The sequence below is a fragment of the Sphingobium amiense genome (assembly GCF_003967075.1).
Taxonomy (GTDB): domain Bacteria; phylum Pseudomonadota; class Alphaproteobacteria; order Sphingomonadales; family Sphingomonadaceae; genus Sphingobium; species Sphingobium amiense.
This window is the reverse complement of record NZ_AP018664.1, coordinates 186757-200886: the sequence shown is the minus strand read 5'-3', so window position 1 is coordinate 200886 and position 14130 is coordinate 186757. Positions and strand designations below refer to the sequence as shown.

Below are 14130 nucleotides of genomic sequence, written 5' to 3'. Positions count from 1 at the left end.
TTTGAAGATTTTGCCGGTCGCAGCGTGATTGCTGGACCGGCCAGGATAATTGTCGCTGAAGGCGCGAAGCGCCGCTCAGGACGCGCAGAAGGCTCGCTCAGCGGGCGAGAGCGGGCTCCGGCAGTAGCCATAGGCTGCAGATGGCGCGCAAAAGCGCGGCGAACCATGCGATGAGCAGCCTCAAGTTGTGGCCGGCGGCCACGAGGATGGCGTTGATCGCATCGCCGGCGGCGCCTTTGAGGTGATTTCGTTCGAGTAGCCCGTCGGCCTTGGTGTGGCCGATGATCGGCTCGATGGCATTGCGCCTGCCCAACTCGCGTCTGATCGTCGGCGAGGTGATGCCCCGCGTGTGGCTGATGTAAACTTCAGCCTCGCCCTTGTGGCCATGCCCTTTGTAGCCACGATCGACATATGCGCGGGTCACCTTGATGCCGGTGATCCGCTCGACCTGTGCGATCTGGCCGGTCAGCGTGTGTCCGTCGAAGGGATTGCCCGGCAGCGCATGCATGCCGAGGATGAACTGGCCGCCCCTGGCTCGGGCGTTGGTCACCGCGATCGAGGTCTTCACGCCAAATTCGTAGCGGGTGCGCGCCTTGCCCTTGGCGATGCACTCGACCTCGGGCGCGTGCAGCGCGTAGACCTTGTTCTTGTCCTTCGCCTGCTGGGTTCGCACCTTTTCGGCGAGCTCGAGCGTCTCGGCGAAGGCCTGGGCGATATCAGCTCCGTCCTCGCCCAGCGCCTCGATCTTGCGACCGACATCGCGCGTCAGCCGCCCGAGCCAGGTGCGCATCTTGCGCAAGTGTCGCAGGGCCTGCTTGTGGCCCTTGCCGTGGATCAGCCGGGCCACCTCGCGGCGCGCTTCCCGGCCGAGCCGCAGGAACGACTGGCGCAGTTTCAGCCCGTGCTTCCTCGCGAGCCGGCAGACGTGCTCCATCGCCCGCAGCAGGAGGTGCGCGTCGGTCGGATGCGCCACCGCCTTGGTCTGCACCGTGGTGTCGACCGTGATCCGCTCGCAGGCTTGCGGGCTCAGCGCGCCGCTCGCCATCGCCACCCGCAGGGTTTCGGCCAGCATCAGCTCGAGCTCGTCCGGGCCGATCCGGCCCCGCCAGCGGGTCATCGAGGAGCGATCGAACACCAGCGACAAGCGAAAATACTCCTCGCCGCAGAAGTACTGCCAATACGGATTTTCAACCCACCTGGCGCACACCTCCTCATCGGATAGTCCGTGCATATGCTTGAGCAGATGCAGCCCCGCCATCAGCCGGGTCGGCAGACCCGGGCGACCCTTCTTCTCATGGTAGAACTTGCCCCAGGCCGCATCGAAGCGCGTCCAGTCGATCTCGTTCGCCACCTTCACCAGCGGGTGGCTCATGTTGATCATGTTGGTCAGCAGCATCCGGAACAGTTCGAATTCCGAAAGGCCTGGTTTCTTCGGCGGCATCGCGGCGCTCCTTCGATCCACCAAATGAATCACGCCGCGCCGCCATGCGCCAGCCCCTACGTGCGGGCGCGCGCAAATTCGCAAGGTTTTCCACAAAACCGGCCAGAACCTTGCGATCTCCGATACTTTAAATGTCAATTTTCCAAAACCAGATCAGCAGGTTACGAGTTTTTCACGGGCGACGATGTAGTGCCGGAGTACGTCTATCGCCTTGGCCTTCAACGGGTCGGCGGCATTCAGAACGCGTGCGCGCGTCGCATAGCGATCCTTGATCGCCTCCCGCTCCTCGGAAGACTTCCCGACGAAGGTCGCATCGAACAGTCCATCCAGCGTGCCCTTGTCGGTCACATCGGCTTTCAGTTCGCGCCCCTCGTAGAGGATCTTTACGATCGCGCCGTCAGCCTCGGCATCCCGAAGCAGGTAACGGTCAATGTAGGTGCCGAAGATCTCCCTGGTCTTCTTCTTGCTTTTCTCCTCGATCGGGGTTCCGGTGAAGCCGATCCGCGCAGCGTTCGGCAGGGCGTCCAGAAGATTCTGGTGCAGCCCGCTTGTGTGCGACCGGTGCGCCTCGTCGATGAGGACCAGGACGTCATCACTCTCGTTCAAGACGGGGAAGGCCTGTCGCTCGCCGATCTTCGCAACCAGCTTGCTCGGACGCAGCTGAGCGGACTTTGCCGGGAGAAGCGCATCATTCTCCACAGCCTGACGCTCGTCATTCTCGGCAGCAAATACGATTTCCTGCTCGTCACCGCCGCCGTTCCTCTCTTGCAGCTTCTGGATCATCACGAATACCAAGTCAGGTTCTTGGCGGCCCAGATGCGCCTTCGCGCCGTCGGCATTCCGCGCAACCCGCATCACCTGACCGGCGAGCTTCGCAGTCTTCGACAGTTGGTCCTCGAGATCGGTGCGGTCCGTGACCACGACCACCTTGAACCGCCGAAGCTCCGGGAGTGTCCGCAGTTTCTTGACCAGGAACACCATGGTCAGGCTCTTCCCGGAGCCCTGGGTGTGCCAGATGATGCCGCCCCGTCGATCCGTCATGCCATCCTGGCGGCGCGTTTTGCCCTCGCGCAGCCGGTTAAGCGCGATATGGACAGACCGGAACTGCTGATAGCGGGGAACGACCTTGATCCGAACGCCATCGTCCGTCGTCATAAAGACGGTGAACGAGCGCATCGCGTCGAGCAGATACGCCGGCCGCAGAAGACCGGCGGCGAGCACCTCCTGCTGCACCAATTCCGTACCGGGCGCCTTGCCGATCTCGCGGCAGACCTCGTCATTGGCGGCGCGCGTATGCTCGATGCCGATCGGCTTGACCGAGCGCCACGGCAGGAAATCGTCAGGCCGGGCCGTGACGGAACCGAAACGCGCGTCGTAATAGTCGGTGGCGACCAGAAGCTGGTTCGTCCAGAACAGCCGCTCCGCGCCCTCATTCTTCTCGGGAAAGCGGCGATTGGCATAGCGGCGCATCTGGTCGATGGCCGTGGCGATCGGGTCGGTGACGGCGGGGCTCTTGGCCTCGATCACCACCAACGGCAGGCCGTTAACGAAAAGCACGACGTCCGGCACGATGAATCCGGACACGCCAGTGGCACCAGGCGGGTCCACGCGGAACTGGTTCACCGCGATGAAATCATTTTCATCATCCGGCTCGAAGCCGACGAACCGCACGCGACGCTCGTGTTCACCGTCGGGGCCGGAGACATTCACGCCGCGCACGATCTTATCGTGCAGTTCCTCGTTGATCGCGATGAAATCCCTCGCCGTCGGCCGCTCTAATTGCGAGATCGCCTGATCGATGCGGCGGTCATCCAGCCATTCGGAACCATCGCCGTTGCAGTTCAGGCGGCGCAGCGCGGCCTCCAGCTGGTCGCGCAGCAGCGTGTGCTGAAAATCGGTACGGCCGAGCAGATGAAAGTCCTTGCGGCCGCTGGACGGGTCTTCATCGGCGCCATCGACATGGCGCCAGCCCATGGCGCCCAGTTGGCGCAGCAGCGGGCGTTCGACGACATTCAGCTCATCCAGGCGGTCCAGCTGGGTCATTCGGCCACCTCCCGAATGGCAGCCACAGGCTTGCGACCACTGAGAAGATCATCACGCAGCCCTTCGCGAAGGGATACGAGCTTGGCGCGCTCACGACGGTGAACTTCAATGGCCGCGGAGACACCATTCACGCGTTCGATGATGGCGCGCTGTTCGTCCAAGGTGTCCGGGACCGCAATCAACGCCCGCCGCAGGTTTGTCGGATTGATGTTGACCTGCTGAACACCCGGAGTCGCGAACCGCCGGATGGCGCGTTGGACCGGCGCCCAGTTCAGCCAGAGGTGAAGAAACTCGGGCAGCAGTTCTTCGCCACAGTGAAGGCGCACGAGATAGGATGCAAAGGCGGGACCAGGTTCGTTATGCCGCCAAATGGCTGTCTTGCCCACATGCTCCCAGCTGTTAGTGCGGTTGAACAGGACGTCGTTGCGCTGCACCCGAATTCGCTCGACCGAATGAGCCGGCGCATACTTCAGATCGGACAGATCGAACTCACCATCCTGGATGTTGTTCATCCGGAGGACGGGGATGCCCGAGCTGCTGTCGCCCAAGGACAGATTTGTTCCATACTCGGCACCGACGACGAAGCGCCCCAGGTTCGCTACCGTCCATGTTCCTGGCCGAAGGCCGACTTCCGTCTCAGCAAGGGTGGAAGGTTCCCGGGGAGTGCCGTCATTAGCCAGACCACGTGTCAGCAGGTCGTCGATGATACCAATGTGGATGGTGCGCAGCTTTTCGATCACTGCGTCCGTTTCGAGAGTCGTGTCGTCGATTGCGTCGAGGATGTCTGCGATCATCTTCTGCGCGTGTGATTCTGTTGGTGCGAACACCTCGATCCCTGAGAGCGTCCTCCAGGATGTCCGAGGCATCCGCGTGCCTTCCGTCATTCTTTCTGTTTCGAAAAAAACGGTCTCGGAGCGCAGAACATGACCGGCGAATGATGAATCCACACCGGGCTTAGGACGGAGAACGAGTATTTCTGTGGATCCCAAACCTTCGATCGGGGCCAGAACACTTTTGCGCAGGTTCGGCCTCAGCTTTCCGAACAATATGTCGCCTTCGCGAAAGCGGACGCACATACCGCGAATGGTTTCGGTGTCGCCGACCCGCTCGATGCGAATGGCTCGCTCGGGAATATGCTCAAGTCCGATGTAAGCCTCGGGCTTCATCCGGTCTGCGACCTGCTTGTCAGCGACGAGTTCGACCAGATCGGATACGACGGTTCTAGGCATACCTGAGTTCCTCCAGGTAGCTGTCGAGCCGCGACGTCGCGTCAGCCCTTCGCCGTTCGATGCGCTTGAGGCTAGTCCGATACTTGTCCCAAAGGCGTTCGAGGCCGGTGACCATGCCCCCCACCCGACGCACACGGGCGCGCTCGAGCCGCTCGAAGAGCCGCTCGCGGTCGATGGTGAGCACCAAGTCACGGCAGTCGTCCTTGTCGAGCTCGGCGCGCGCCGCCGTCAGCCGCTCGACGAAAGCCGCCTTCAGCCGCCGCAGTGTCACGCGCGCCGCCTTCAACTCCTCCTTGATCGCCTCATAGGGGGCGAGCATGGCGTTGATGGTCTCTGCCTCCTCGACCAGCGGCGCGAGCCGGCGATAGAGATCGGCGAGCTCGGCCTCGGACTCACGAACGTCCATGCCCTGAGCCCGCATCCAGTCGATCGAGCCCTTGGAGGGCTTTCCGGCGGGCGTGGTCTTCACCAGCTCTTTGCGGCGCTTGTCATCCTCGCCCATTTCGGCGCGCAGATCCTTGCGGCGCTTCTCCAGCACCTTGGGGAGCGTAGCGCCTTCCTCGGCCCCGTCCATCCAATCCTCGGCACCTTCGACTCCCTCGCCGGTTTCCCAAGCTTCCTTCTCGGCCTTGATGCGTTCCACCTCAGCCTGCGCCGCAGAGAGTTGGGTCACATAGTCGGCCATCCGGTGCCGCACGAAGGGATGCGCGAGCAGCTCCTCCAGCGTCACCTTCACGGTCTTCTTGACGTCGCTGTCCTCGTCGTCGTCGGCCTCTTCGTCTTCGAGCGCGGAGCGGAGCGTATCGACCCAGCCGTCGACGAGCTCGGCGAACCCGTTCTCGACGATGACGCGCAGCTCATAGCGGATTTCGTCCCACCAGCCCGCGATGGCGCCCATCAACGCATAGCGATCGACGCAGCCCACCGGAAGCATGGCCGGCTCGAAACTGTCAAGCAGCTCCCGCCGCAGCGGCATGAGGCGCTTGGTCTTTGGCAGGTTTACCAACCCTGTCTGTGCCGAAGCCCACCACATATCAAAGGCGCCCATCATCTCTTCGGCTCGGGTAGCGACACCAGCATCTGCTTCCACCAATGCACGGATGTCGGCCCGCTTCGCCACAATGGCGGAGAATTCGGCGTAGTCGGAGTCGCGGTCGGAAAACGGCGCGCCGACATCGAAGCCCTGCGCAAGCGCCTGAGGACGGATGGCTTCAATCTCGCGCTTTGGCACACCGCCATGAAGGTGCGCGCGCACGTCATGCGGTTCTGGCGGTGGGCTGCTGTCGGAGTAGCGACGGATATTCAGGTTTCCGGCTTCGTCATCGATGATGGTCTTGTTGTCGACCACGGCCGCGAAGCCAGGCACGTCCGCGAAGGCGTCATAGGCGCTCACAATCTTCTCGATGTGCTCCGGATCGATGAAATTCTGCGCACGGCCTTCGCGATATTCACGGTCGGCATTGATGAAAAGTACCTTGCCTTTGTGCGCATTAGGCTTGCCGTCCGGATGGCGCATTATCAGGACACAGGCCGGGATGCCGGTTCCGTAGAAAAGATTCTGGGGCAGACCGATGACCGCTTCGATGCAATCGTCCTTGAGAAGGGCAATCCTGATCTTCTTCTCTTCCCCACCGCGGAACAGTACGCCGTGGGGCATTACAACCGCCATCTTACCGTTCTGCTTGAGGCTCGCCAGCATATGCTGTGCGAACATCAGGTCGGCTTTCTTGCCAGTCGTCGGGCACCAGCCGAAGCGGAAGCGGTCGCCGAACTGGATGCCGCGCTTGGTATAGTTCTGGCTGAAAGGCGGATTGGCGATCACACGGTCGAAGCGCATCAGGCGGCCGTCCTCGATGTGCTTCGGTTCGAGCAGCGTGTCGCCATTTCGGATGTCGGCGTCGGGAACGCCATGGAGCAGCAGGTTCATCCGGCAAATTGCCCAGACGGCCCCGTTATCTTCCTGTCCATAGAGGCGCAGCCGAGGTCCACCGTGTTGAAGGGCGTACTCGTTCCCCTGGTTCAACATGCCACCACTGCCACAGGTCGGGTCATAGAGCGATGTGCCGCCCTGCGGATCGAGGATACGCACCATGAGCTGCACAACCCCTCTTGGGGTGTAAAACTCGCCAGCCTTCTTGCCGGCAGAGTCAGCGAATTCGCTAATGAGATACTCGTAAGCAGCACCCAAGAGGTCGGGAAACTCGAAATCCTCGTCCAGTAGCCGGTACTTGTTGAAGTGGCTGATGAGGCGCCGCAGCTTCTCGTCGGGGATTTCAGATTCGCCGACTTTACGCGCGAAATTGATGTGACCGAGAACACCGGACAACGCCTGGTGGTTGGCGTTTTCCAGCCCAAGCAGCGCCTTGTTAAGCTCATTCGCGACATTGGAATGAACATCATTCAGTAGCCTCGTCCATCGGGCTACGGGCGGAACAAAGAACGACTTCTCGTATGAAGACGGATGATCTGCCCGCTGCAGAGCCTCAGCTTCAGACCGCCCCTGTACCCGTTGCTCCTTGAGGATTTTGTCCCGCTGCTGCTCAAACACGTCAGAACAACGCTTGAGGAACAGGATGGTCGCGTCCGTCAAGGTGGTGTAATTTCGGCTGTGGCCGTGGGCCATCGTCAGGCGGCTTTGGCGGTGATGTGTAGGGGCTGATTTTCCTCCTCGATCATGGGTTGGTTGAGTTCGGCCATGCCTTCGATCTGCATGTATCGGTGCTGGAGCTGCCACTCGTCGTTCTGCTCCATCAGCACAGCCCCGACGAGGCGGATGATGCTGTCTTCGTTCGGGAAGATTCCGACGACGTCGGCGCGGCGCTTGACCTCCTTGTTGAGCCGCTCGAGCGGATTGGTTGAGTGTAACTTCGTGCGGTGCTGGGTGGGGAAGCCGGTGTAGGCGAGCACGTCGGTTTCGGCCTCGTCCATGCAGGCGCCGAGCTTGGGCCAACGGGTGCGCAACTGGTCGGCGACCTGTCGCCAGACCTGCGTTGCGCTTTTCTGATCGGGCTGCAGGAAGACCTGGCGGATCGCGGCGGCGACGACAGTGTTCTGGCCCTTGGGCACATAGGACAGGGCATTGCGCATGAAGTGCACCCGGCAGCGCTGCCAGGTGGCGCCCATGACGCGGGTGATCGCGCCCTTGAGGCCCTCGTGAGCATCGGAGATGACCAGCTTCACGCCGGTAAGACCGCGCCGAACAAGGTCCTTCAGGAAGTCGGACCAGAAGACCTCCGCTTCCGAGGGGCCGATATGCAGGCCGACGATCTCGCGCCGGCCCTCGGTGTTGACGGCCATGGCGATTATTGCGGCAACGCTGATGATCCGCCCGCCTTCGCGTACCTTGAGATAGGTGGCATCGAGCCAGAGATACGGCCATTCGCCGGTGAGCGGGCGTTTCAGAAAGGCATGGACGCGCTCGTCAATGTCCTTGCAAAGCTTGGAGACGGTGGACTTGGAGATGCCGGTCATGCCCATGGCCTGGACGAGTTCATCGACCCGCCGGGTGCTGACCCCGCCGATCCACGCTTCCTGGATCACCGCAACCAGCGCTTTCTCGACCATCTTGCGGGGCTCAAGGAAGCCCGGAAAATAGGACCCAGCACGCAGCTTGGGGATTTTCAGGTTCAGCGTGCCTACCCGGGTATCCAGCGAACGGTCGCGATAGCCGTTGCGCCAGGTCGCGCGCTCGCTGCTGCGTTCGTGGCGACCCGCGCCGATCAGGCCATCAACGTCGGCCTCCATGATCAGCTGCAGCACGTTCTCGGCGATGGTGCGCAAAAAATCCGGTTGGCCGCCCTTTGCAGCCAGCTCTTCGATCAGTAATCTGTCCTCGGTCATCGGGAACTCCTCTTCGTCACGGTTGAAGTGTGCAAACTCCACCATAACGATGAACCCGGTGGCCACCAGCGACGCCGCATTCCGGGGTGGGGCATGCCCCACCCCGGAATACACCATCGCCTACACCGGAAATTACACCACGAGCGCGGACGCTAACAACAGGATACCAAAGATATACTCCTTGAATTCAGAAGCATCCATCTTTCCACGTAAGATGTCCGCAGCCGCGAATAAATGCCTCTCCAACTTTTCAAGGGTAAGCTTTGCCATTACTCTTTCAATCCAATCGGGAGTGCTTGTATCGCGATCTGATATCGTCGAGTGCCCCCCACACCCCTCGAGTAGCCTTGGGGCTCCCACCCCGCAACCGTCTGCGCGGGGATCTGCCTGAAATCCAACGACCGAGTAGGAACTTTAACCGGCCAAATGAGCCGCAGGCGTGCGCAGGACGCCTCAGTTATGCGAACCCTGGCTTAGGAAACAATACAAGCGAGCTCTGGTCTTTTCCCTCGGACGCCTGCCTGACCTCAAGTCAGCGACCAACCTAGGATCTCCGGCAGCCAACCTGCCGAAGGTGCTCGGCGACGTCCGAGTTCGCGCCAGATATTCCTCGATCTGCTCCAGCAGCTCCATGATTCGAGACTCGCTTTGCGCTTGCGTTCTTGATATGTTCTTACTAGGAAGACTTCCTAGAGTCTAGGATCGATTTTCCTAGGAGCCCGCGATAGGACTGGCAGTCATGGACGACGCACGAAGAGCCCTGGACGAGTTGATCCAGCAACGAGGAGTGAACTATTCCTCGGTTTCGCGCCTGCTGGGGCGCAATGCCGCCTACATCCAGCAGTACATCCGGCGCGGCAGCCCGCGGCAGCTGGACGAGCAGGATCGCTCGGTTCTGGCGCGATTTTTCGGGGTCGATGAGAAAATTCTCGGTGCCCCCGCCCGTCGTTCAGGTCCGGTCGTCGAACTGGTCCATGTGCCTTTACTCAATGTCGAGGCATCAGCCGGCCACGGCGCGCTCGCGGAGATGGAAGCCAAATCAGCGCGATTCGGCTTCGACGAGAAATGGCTGCGCCGTCTGACCGCAAGCAAGGCATCGAGCCTGTCGATCATCGCCGTGCATGGCGACTCCATGGAGCCCACTCTTCATGATGGCGACGAAGTGATGGTCGATCTCGGGGACGGCCAGGCGCGCCTGAGAGACGGGATCTATGTCCTGCGGATGGACGACATGCTGAGCGTCAAGCGGCTTGCCCTCGAACCGCAGGGCAAGCGCGCCTCAGTTCTGAGCGACAACCCGGCCTATCCGAGCTGGCGCGGCCTCGAGAAGCGGACGCTCAATATCGTCGGGCGGGTTCTCTGGTTCGGACGAGCACTCTAAGGGAGCCATATGATACTCGCCTTGCTTGCCGCCTCTATCGTCGCCTCCGGACAGCCATTCACCTGCACACCGACTCACGTCTGGGATGGTGACGGTCCAGTCTGGTGTGCGGAAGGTCCTCACCTTCGGATCGCCGGCATCGCTGCGCGGGAAATGGACGGCACCTGCCGGACCAATCAGCCCTGCCCCGATGCCACGGCGATCGAGGCACGCGATGCGCTCGTCCAGCTGATGGGCGGCGCGCGCGGGACGATCCCGACCGGTCACGTTGTGGTTCGAGGTCCGCGGCTGTCGTGCCGTTCCGAAGGTTCCGCAGGCGGAAGCCGCACGGCTGCCTGGTGCCGCCTGCCCTCCGGCGCAGATCTCTCCTGCGCGATGATCCGTACGCGAACGGTGCTGCGATGGGACCGGTACTGGAAAGGGCCAGCGTGCCGGTAAGCCCCGACCTACACCTTCGTGGTGAGCTGGTCGAAGGGCAGCTTGGCCTCGTGCTCCAGGCAGGCGGCGGCCATTGGGAACTGGATGCGCCGAGGTCGGCTCGACGCCTTGTCGGCCGCGAGGTCGAGGTCACTGGCCACCGTGCAGGCTTCAACGGCTTGATCTGCAAGCAAGTCTGGCCGGCTGGGACAGCCCAACCTCGCCGAATGCAAGTTCCAATCGAACGCCTGCTCGTTGGTGGTGTCGTGATTTACGGACTTCTGGCGACCCTGGCCGGGCTTGCCGGACAGCTTTCTTGATGCTCAGCGATTGGGAACTCTGGGCCTGTGCCAACCATGTTCTGCTAACCCATGGCGACAAGGCACCGTTGCACGTCGCCGAGCAGATTGGCGCTCTCGCTCTCGCGCACGACCAGGCTGGAATTCGTGCGTGGCAGGCAATCGCTGAGCGGATTGTCCAGCTGACCTCCATCCGTGATGGCGCCCGGCTGCAGTAGCCGTCTTCGACGCTACCGTCTCGTTCATCCGATCGGCGATAGATCGCCTGGAAACAGACATGCCTGCGCGCTGGATGGGCCACTGGCATCGCCTTCAATCCTGAAACCACACATGCGCTCCACCAGATGGCGGGCAAGATCGACACGCGCACCACGCTGCACACGCGGATCATCGGCATTGAGGCGAGCGAGGGTGTGCTCTGGCGCAACGGCCAGGGCGACTTCGAGGTGGGTCAGAAGAAGGTCGTCAGAGATTCGGCGCATGCGCTCATGAGAACAAATAAAGAACTTGCAGTCAACCGATGGTGATCGGAGAGGTGTGGAAGGCAGAACACTATATGCCGATCTCGAAGGGCTTGGCGATCGAGCGATCGAGCTCTGGGGGCTTGCGTTCAAGCGCGGGTGCCAAGCGATCCTTGGCCTGCCCTTTGGCGGCTGCATCGCGCAGCAGATCGACCGTCTCCAGCGCCGAGCGCTTCATGCCTGCGTTGCGTTCCACGGCCGCTTCGAGCTTGCCGGCATTATCGACAAACAGGGTGAGGCCATCGCGTAGCCGGGTGATTGTCACCAGGAACGTCTGCTGGTTGGCCAGATTGCGTTCACGGCTGTCCATGACCGCGATACCGCGATCGGAGGTGAGGCCCTGAGCCATATGGGCATTGAGCGCGTAGGCGAGATCGAGACGGCGCAGCATCGGGTCGCCCTGCTCCAGCCTGTGCTCTGCACCCAGAGATGTCTTCACAACGACCCCGGCGCTATCAACTGCAACAATCCGAGCCTGGTCGGCATTAAGCAGGCCCCGCTTGTGATCGGTCTCGGTCCATCGGATCCGATCATGGGTGTGGATGTCGAGTTCGCGCACCTCGAAGAGCCGCAGTGCATCCTGCTCACCTTGTGGCCGGAACTTGCCCGGACGAAGCTCGAACTGACGACCCCGCTCGTTCTCCAGCGTAACCCGCTCGCGCGCGATGTCGGCCGAGATCACGCGATACTCGCCGGGAGAAAGGCCCTGCCCGCGTTGGCGGCGCGCGACCTCGACCACCATGCCGGGCGCATAGGTGCTGGCATAACGCAGCTCTTCGCGGGTGACGTTGACGCGCGACAGAGTACTGAGGCGCATCGCCCCAGGTCCCAATTCCCCGTTTGCCTTCAGGCCCGTTTGTACGGCTTCGTTCACAGCGCTGCGCAGGGCTCGGCCTGAAGCGTAAATTGCGGTAGCCTCGCGCTCCCCTGATGGGAGCGACAACCATGCCGCCGCAGCCTCGACGGCTGCTCCGTTTCCCACCTCGATCACCTGGGGCGCCAGATGACGCATGGCGTCCTCGATCCGTCCATCTTGGGCAGCCTGCTGGGCATTACGCAGCACCTCGGTCCGCGCCCTGAGGTTGGTGCCCATCACCGCAGTCTCGACTCCCCCCTGCTGCATCACGTCGAACGGCTTGCCGGCATCGACAGCGCCCAGCTGCTTGCGGTCGCCAATGCTGGCAAAGCGGCCGAGTTCGAGCAGGTTTGCCAGCCGCACCAGCTTTTCCTTGTCGGCATTGCCGACCATCGATGCTTCGTCGAGCAGCACGACAGTACCGCGCATCGCTGCTCTCGCCTCGGCTAGGCGAGCCGCGTCAGCCTCTTCGAGCAGGTCGCGGTGCTGGCCCAAAAACCGCGATACGGTCATCGACGGGATGCCTGTGTCGCGCTCGAGCATGTGGACCAGCGTGTTCTGGACCGCGAGGCCCAGCACTGCCCTGCCTTCTTCCCGCAGGATATCGGCGACGGGCTTCAGGACCGTGCTCTTGCCCGCACCGGCAACGCCCTGGATCGCGACGATGCGGTTGTGCGATCCAAGCAGCAAGCGCCCTGCCCCTTCCTGCCCAGGGTTGAGGGTCAGGCCGTATTTTATCTGGGAGAGGGCCTGCAGCCGTGTCCCCGCGAGTTCCGGTGCAATGATCGCCGGGGCCACACCGCGCCCACTTTCGACCGCCGCAATGATACGTTGCTCAAGGCTGACCGCATCACGCGTTGTCAGGAGGTCCCGGTCGCCTCCCCTGCCCTTTTCCAGGTGCCCCTGACGCACGAGCTGGTCGACCCGGTTCTCGATCTCAACGAGCGAGGTCGGCAGCGCAAAGCCAAGCGCCGCGCGATAGATCTCCGAGCGGGTAAAGGCTGCTTCCCGCTCGCCCAGATGCCGGACAGCCGAGGCAACCGCATGGATCGCGGCGACCTGCTCCACGCTGCGGTTACCCATACGTGCGGGTATCAACGGATCGCCTTCACGCAGGCCCAGCCGCTCGGCAAAGGCGGCTGCAATGGCTTGCCCTTGGCGGACAAGCGCTCGCACGGCAGGGCCAAAGCCGGTCACGTTTCCAAGGTCCTGCGCACTGCGTGCGTTGGCTCTGGCAATGACCAAAGCGGGATCAAAGCCGAGCCTCGCGGAGGTCTCCCGCCACTGCTGCGTCAGCGCATCGCGATCCTCGATCAGCCTCTTTTCTGCGCGGGTCATCAAGGTTGCGGCATCAAGGACGCCCGGCCCAGAGAAGTTCATCTGGGCTGCTGCCTCCAGGATCTCTGCACGCCGGGAACTGAAGGCATCGCGCACGGCCTTTGGCACCCCGACGGCCTCGAAATTGCCGTGCTTGCCGAACTCCCCAACCTCGTAGCCTAGCTTCTCCACGTCCAGACGAAACCGGGCCATCGTCATGGCATTAAGCAAGGTGTTGTGCTGCCAGAGCTTGTCGTTGCGCAGCGCCCGCCATTTGCCGTCCGGCCCCTGGGTCACATTGGCGATGACGGCATGGAAATGCGCATTGGGCTCCTGGTTGCGGTTGGTGTCGTGCTGGAAGAGCGCGATCGCAAGGTTGCCGGTCTGCACGACGCGCTCCCTGCCGCGGACCTCCATCCGGGTCTCCGCGAGGTTTTTCTCGGCCCAGCGCAGGGTTTCCCGGACGGCCGCGGCGTAGGCGTCGAGGATCCGTTTGTCGCCGCCCACCAGCGCGAGGACCGACCAGCTTTTCGGCATTGAAAAGGTGAGATCGGTCCCTGCCCGATGGGCCCGATTGTCACTGCCAACCCGGCTGCCATCGGGCAGCATGCCTTTGAGGACTGCCTCGAACTGCCGCGCGTCTACGCTCCCGTTTAGCCCCATGGCTGCAGCGCCCTTCCCGAGCCATTCGCCGGAGCGGTCGGCATCCGCCCGCGTGTAGTAGTTGTCGGCAGCAAAGTAGTTGGCCGCGCCGCCTGCTGTGCGGACATTGGCTACCGACAGCAT

Annotated in this window: 13 protein-coding genes; 5 read left to right on the top strand and 8 right to left on the bottom strand. The window is 62.3% G+C overall.

Features of this window, described 5'->3' with window-relative positions:
- Positions 1-97 precede the first annotated feature (97 nt).
- From SAMIE_RS01010 to SAMIE_RS24080, 6 genes are all read right to left on the bottom strand, one after another.
- A complete protein-coding gene (locus tag SAMIE_RS01010) occupies positions 98-1441 on the bottom strand; it encodes an IS5 family transposase (RefSeq protein WP_066703842.1) in 1344 nt (447 codons plus the stop codon).
- 153 nt (positions 1442-1594) lie between these two features.
- On the bottom strand, positions 1595-3484 hold the full coding sequence (locus SAMIE_RS01005; RefSeq protein ID WP_066703845.1) for a type I restriction endonuclease subunit R: 1890 nt from the start codon (positions 3482-3484) through the stop codon (positions 1595-1597).
- Positions 3481-4713 carry a restriction endonuclease subunit S gene (locus tag SAMIE_RS01000; protein WP_066703848.1) on the bottom strand — a complete coding sequence of 411 codons (1233 nt, stop codon included), beginning with the start codon at positions 4711-4713 and terminating at the stop codon, positions 3481-3483. Before SAMIE_RS01000 ends, SAMIE_RS01005 begins: the two co-directional genes overlap by 4 nt.
- Positions 4706-7336, bottom strand: coding sequence for a class I SAM-dependent DNA methyltransferase (locus SAMIE_RS00995; RefSeq protein WP_126516695.1), 2631 nt, complete (start codon positions 7334-7336; stop codon positions 4706-4708). Before SAMIE_RS00995 ends, SAMIE_RS01000 begins: the two co-directional genes overlap by 8 nt.
- A gap of 2 nt (positions 7337-7338) precedes the next feature.
- Positions 7339-8553 carry an IS256-like element ISSpma2 family transposase gene (locus SAMIE_RS00990; protein WP_006954973.1) on the bottom strand — a complete coding sequence of 405 codons (1215 nt, stop codon included), beginning with the start codon at positions 8551-8553 and terminating at the stop codon, positions 7339-7341.
- A gap of 132 nt (positions 8554-8685) precedes the next feature.
- Positions 8686-8823, bottom strand: coding sequence for a type I restriction-modification system subunit M N-terminal domain-containing protein (locus SAMIE_RS24080; protein WP_408641252.1), 138 nt, complete (start codon positions 8821-8823; stop codon positions 8686-8688).
- A gap of 469 nt (positions 8824-9292) precedes the next feature.
- Between SAMIE_RS24080 and SAMIE_RS00975 the strand changes: the two genes are divergently transcribed.
- The gene (locus SAMIE_RS00975) at positions 9293-9934 is read left to right on the top strand and encodes a S24 family peptidase (protein ID WP_066703975.1); all 642 of its coding nucleotides are present in this window, start codon (positions 9293-9295) and stop codon (positions 9932-9934) included.
- Between the two features lie 12 nt (positions 9935-9946).
- On the top strand, positions 9947-10372 hold the full coding sequence (locus SAMIE_RS23645; RefSeq protein WP_232037443.1) for a thermonuclease family protein: 426 nt from the start codon (positions 9947-9949) through the stop codon (positions 10370-10372).
- 8 nt (positions 10373-10380) lie between these two features.
- Here SAMIE_RS23645 and SAMIE_RS23945 read toward each other — a convergent pair whose 3' ends face one another.
- Entirely contained in the window at positions 10381-10512 is a 132-nt protein-coding gene (locus SAMIE_RS23945) for a hypothetical protein (RefSeq protein ID WP_267886528.1), read from the bottom strand.
- Between SAMIE_RS23945 and SAMIE_RS23640 the strand changes: the two genes are divergently transcribed.
- The 3 genes from SAMIE_RS23640 to SAMIE_RS23230 all read left to right on the top strand — a co-directional run bounded on the left by SAMIE_RS23640 (position 10453) and on the right by SAMIE_RS23230 (position 11177).
- Complete coding sequence (locus SAMIE_RS23640) at positions 10453-10671, top strand: DUF5818 domain-containing protein (RefSeq protein WP_232037442.1); 219 nt, start codon at positions 10453-10455, stop codon at positions 10669-10671. The genes SAMIE_RS23945 and SAMIE_RS23640 overlap by 60 nt on opposite strands.
- Positions 10671-10868 carry a DUF6961 family protein gene (locus SAMIE_RS00960; protein WP_066703974.1) on the top strand — a complete coding sequence of 66 codons (198 nt, stop codon included), beginning with the start codon at positions 10671-10673 and terminating at the stop codon, positions 10866-10868. The genes SAMIE_RS23640 and SAMIE_RS00960 overlap by 1 nt, the downstream gene beginning before the upstream one ends.
- A 126-nt stretch (positions 10869-10994) precedes the next feature.
- Entirely contained in the window at positions 10995-11177 is a 183-nt protein-coding gene (locus tag SAMIE_RS23230; protein WP_066703972.1) for a hypothetical protein, read from the top strand.
- A 25-nt stretch (positions 11178-11202) separates the two neighbouring features.
- Here SAMIE_RS23230 and mobF read toward each other — a convergent pair whose 3' ends face one another.
- Complete coding sequence (gene mobF, locus SAMIE_RS00950; RefSeq protein WP_066703969.1) at positions 11203-14130, bottom strand: MobF family relaxase; 2928 nt, start codon at positions 14128-14130, stop codon at positions 11203-11205.

Bases quoted from the DNA above. Each gene is read 5' to 3' on its own strand.
- SAMIE_RS01010 (WP_066703842.1), bottom strand. From the start codon at position 1,441: ATGCCGCCGAAGAAACCAGGCCTTTCGGAATTCGAACTGTTCCGGATG.
- SAMIE_RS01005 (WP_066703845.1), bottom strand. From the start codon at position 3,484: ATGACCCAGCTGGACCGCCTGGATGAGCTGAATGTCGTCGAACGCCCG.
- SAMIE_RS01000 (WP_066703848.1), bottom strand. From the start codon at position 4,713: ATGCCTAGAACCGTCGTATCCGATCTGGTCGAACTCGTCGCTGACAAG.
- SAMIE_RS00995 (WP_126516695.1), bottom strand. From the start codon at position 7,336: ATGGCCCACGGCCACAGCCGAAATTACACCACCTTGACGGACGCGACC.
- SAMIE_RS00990 (WP_006954973.1), bottom strand. From the start codon at position 8,553: ATGACCGAGGACAGATTACTGATCGAAGAGCTGGCTGCAAAGGGCGGC.
- SAMIE_RS24080 (WP_408641252.1), bottom strand. From the start codon at position 8,823: ATGGCAAAGCTTACCCTTGAAAAGTTGGAGAGGCATTTATTCGCGGCT.
- SAMIE_RS00975 (WP_066703975.1), top strand. From the start codon at position 9,293: ATGGACGACGCACGAAGAGCCCTGGACGAGTTGATCCAGCAACGAGGA.
- SAMIE_RS00960 (WP_066703974.1), top strand. From the start codon at position 10,671: ATGCTCAGCGATTGGGAACTCTGGGCCTGTGCCAACCATGTTCTGCTA.
- SAMIE_RS23230 (WP_066703972.1), top strand. From the start codon at position 10,995: ATGGCGGGCAAGATCGACACGCGCACCACGCTGCACACGCGGATCATC.
- mobF (WP_066703969.1), bottom strand. From the start codon at position 14,130: ATGCTGTCGGTAGCCAATGTCCGCACAGCAGGCGGCGCGGCCAACTAC.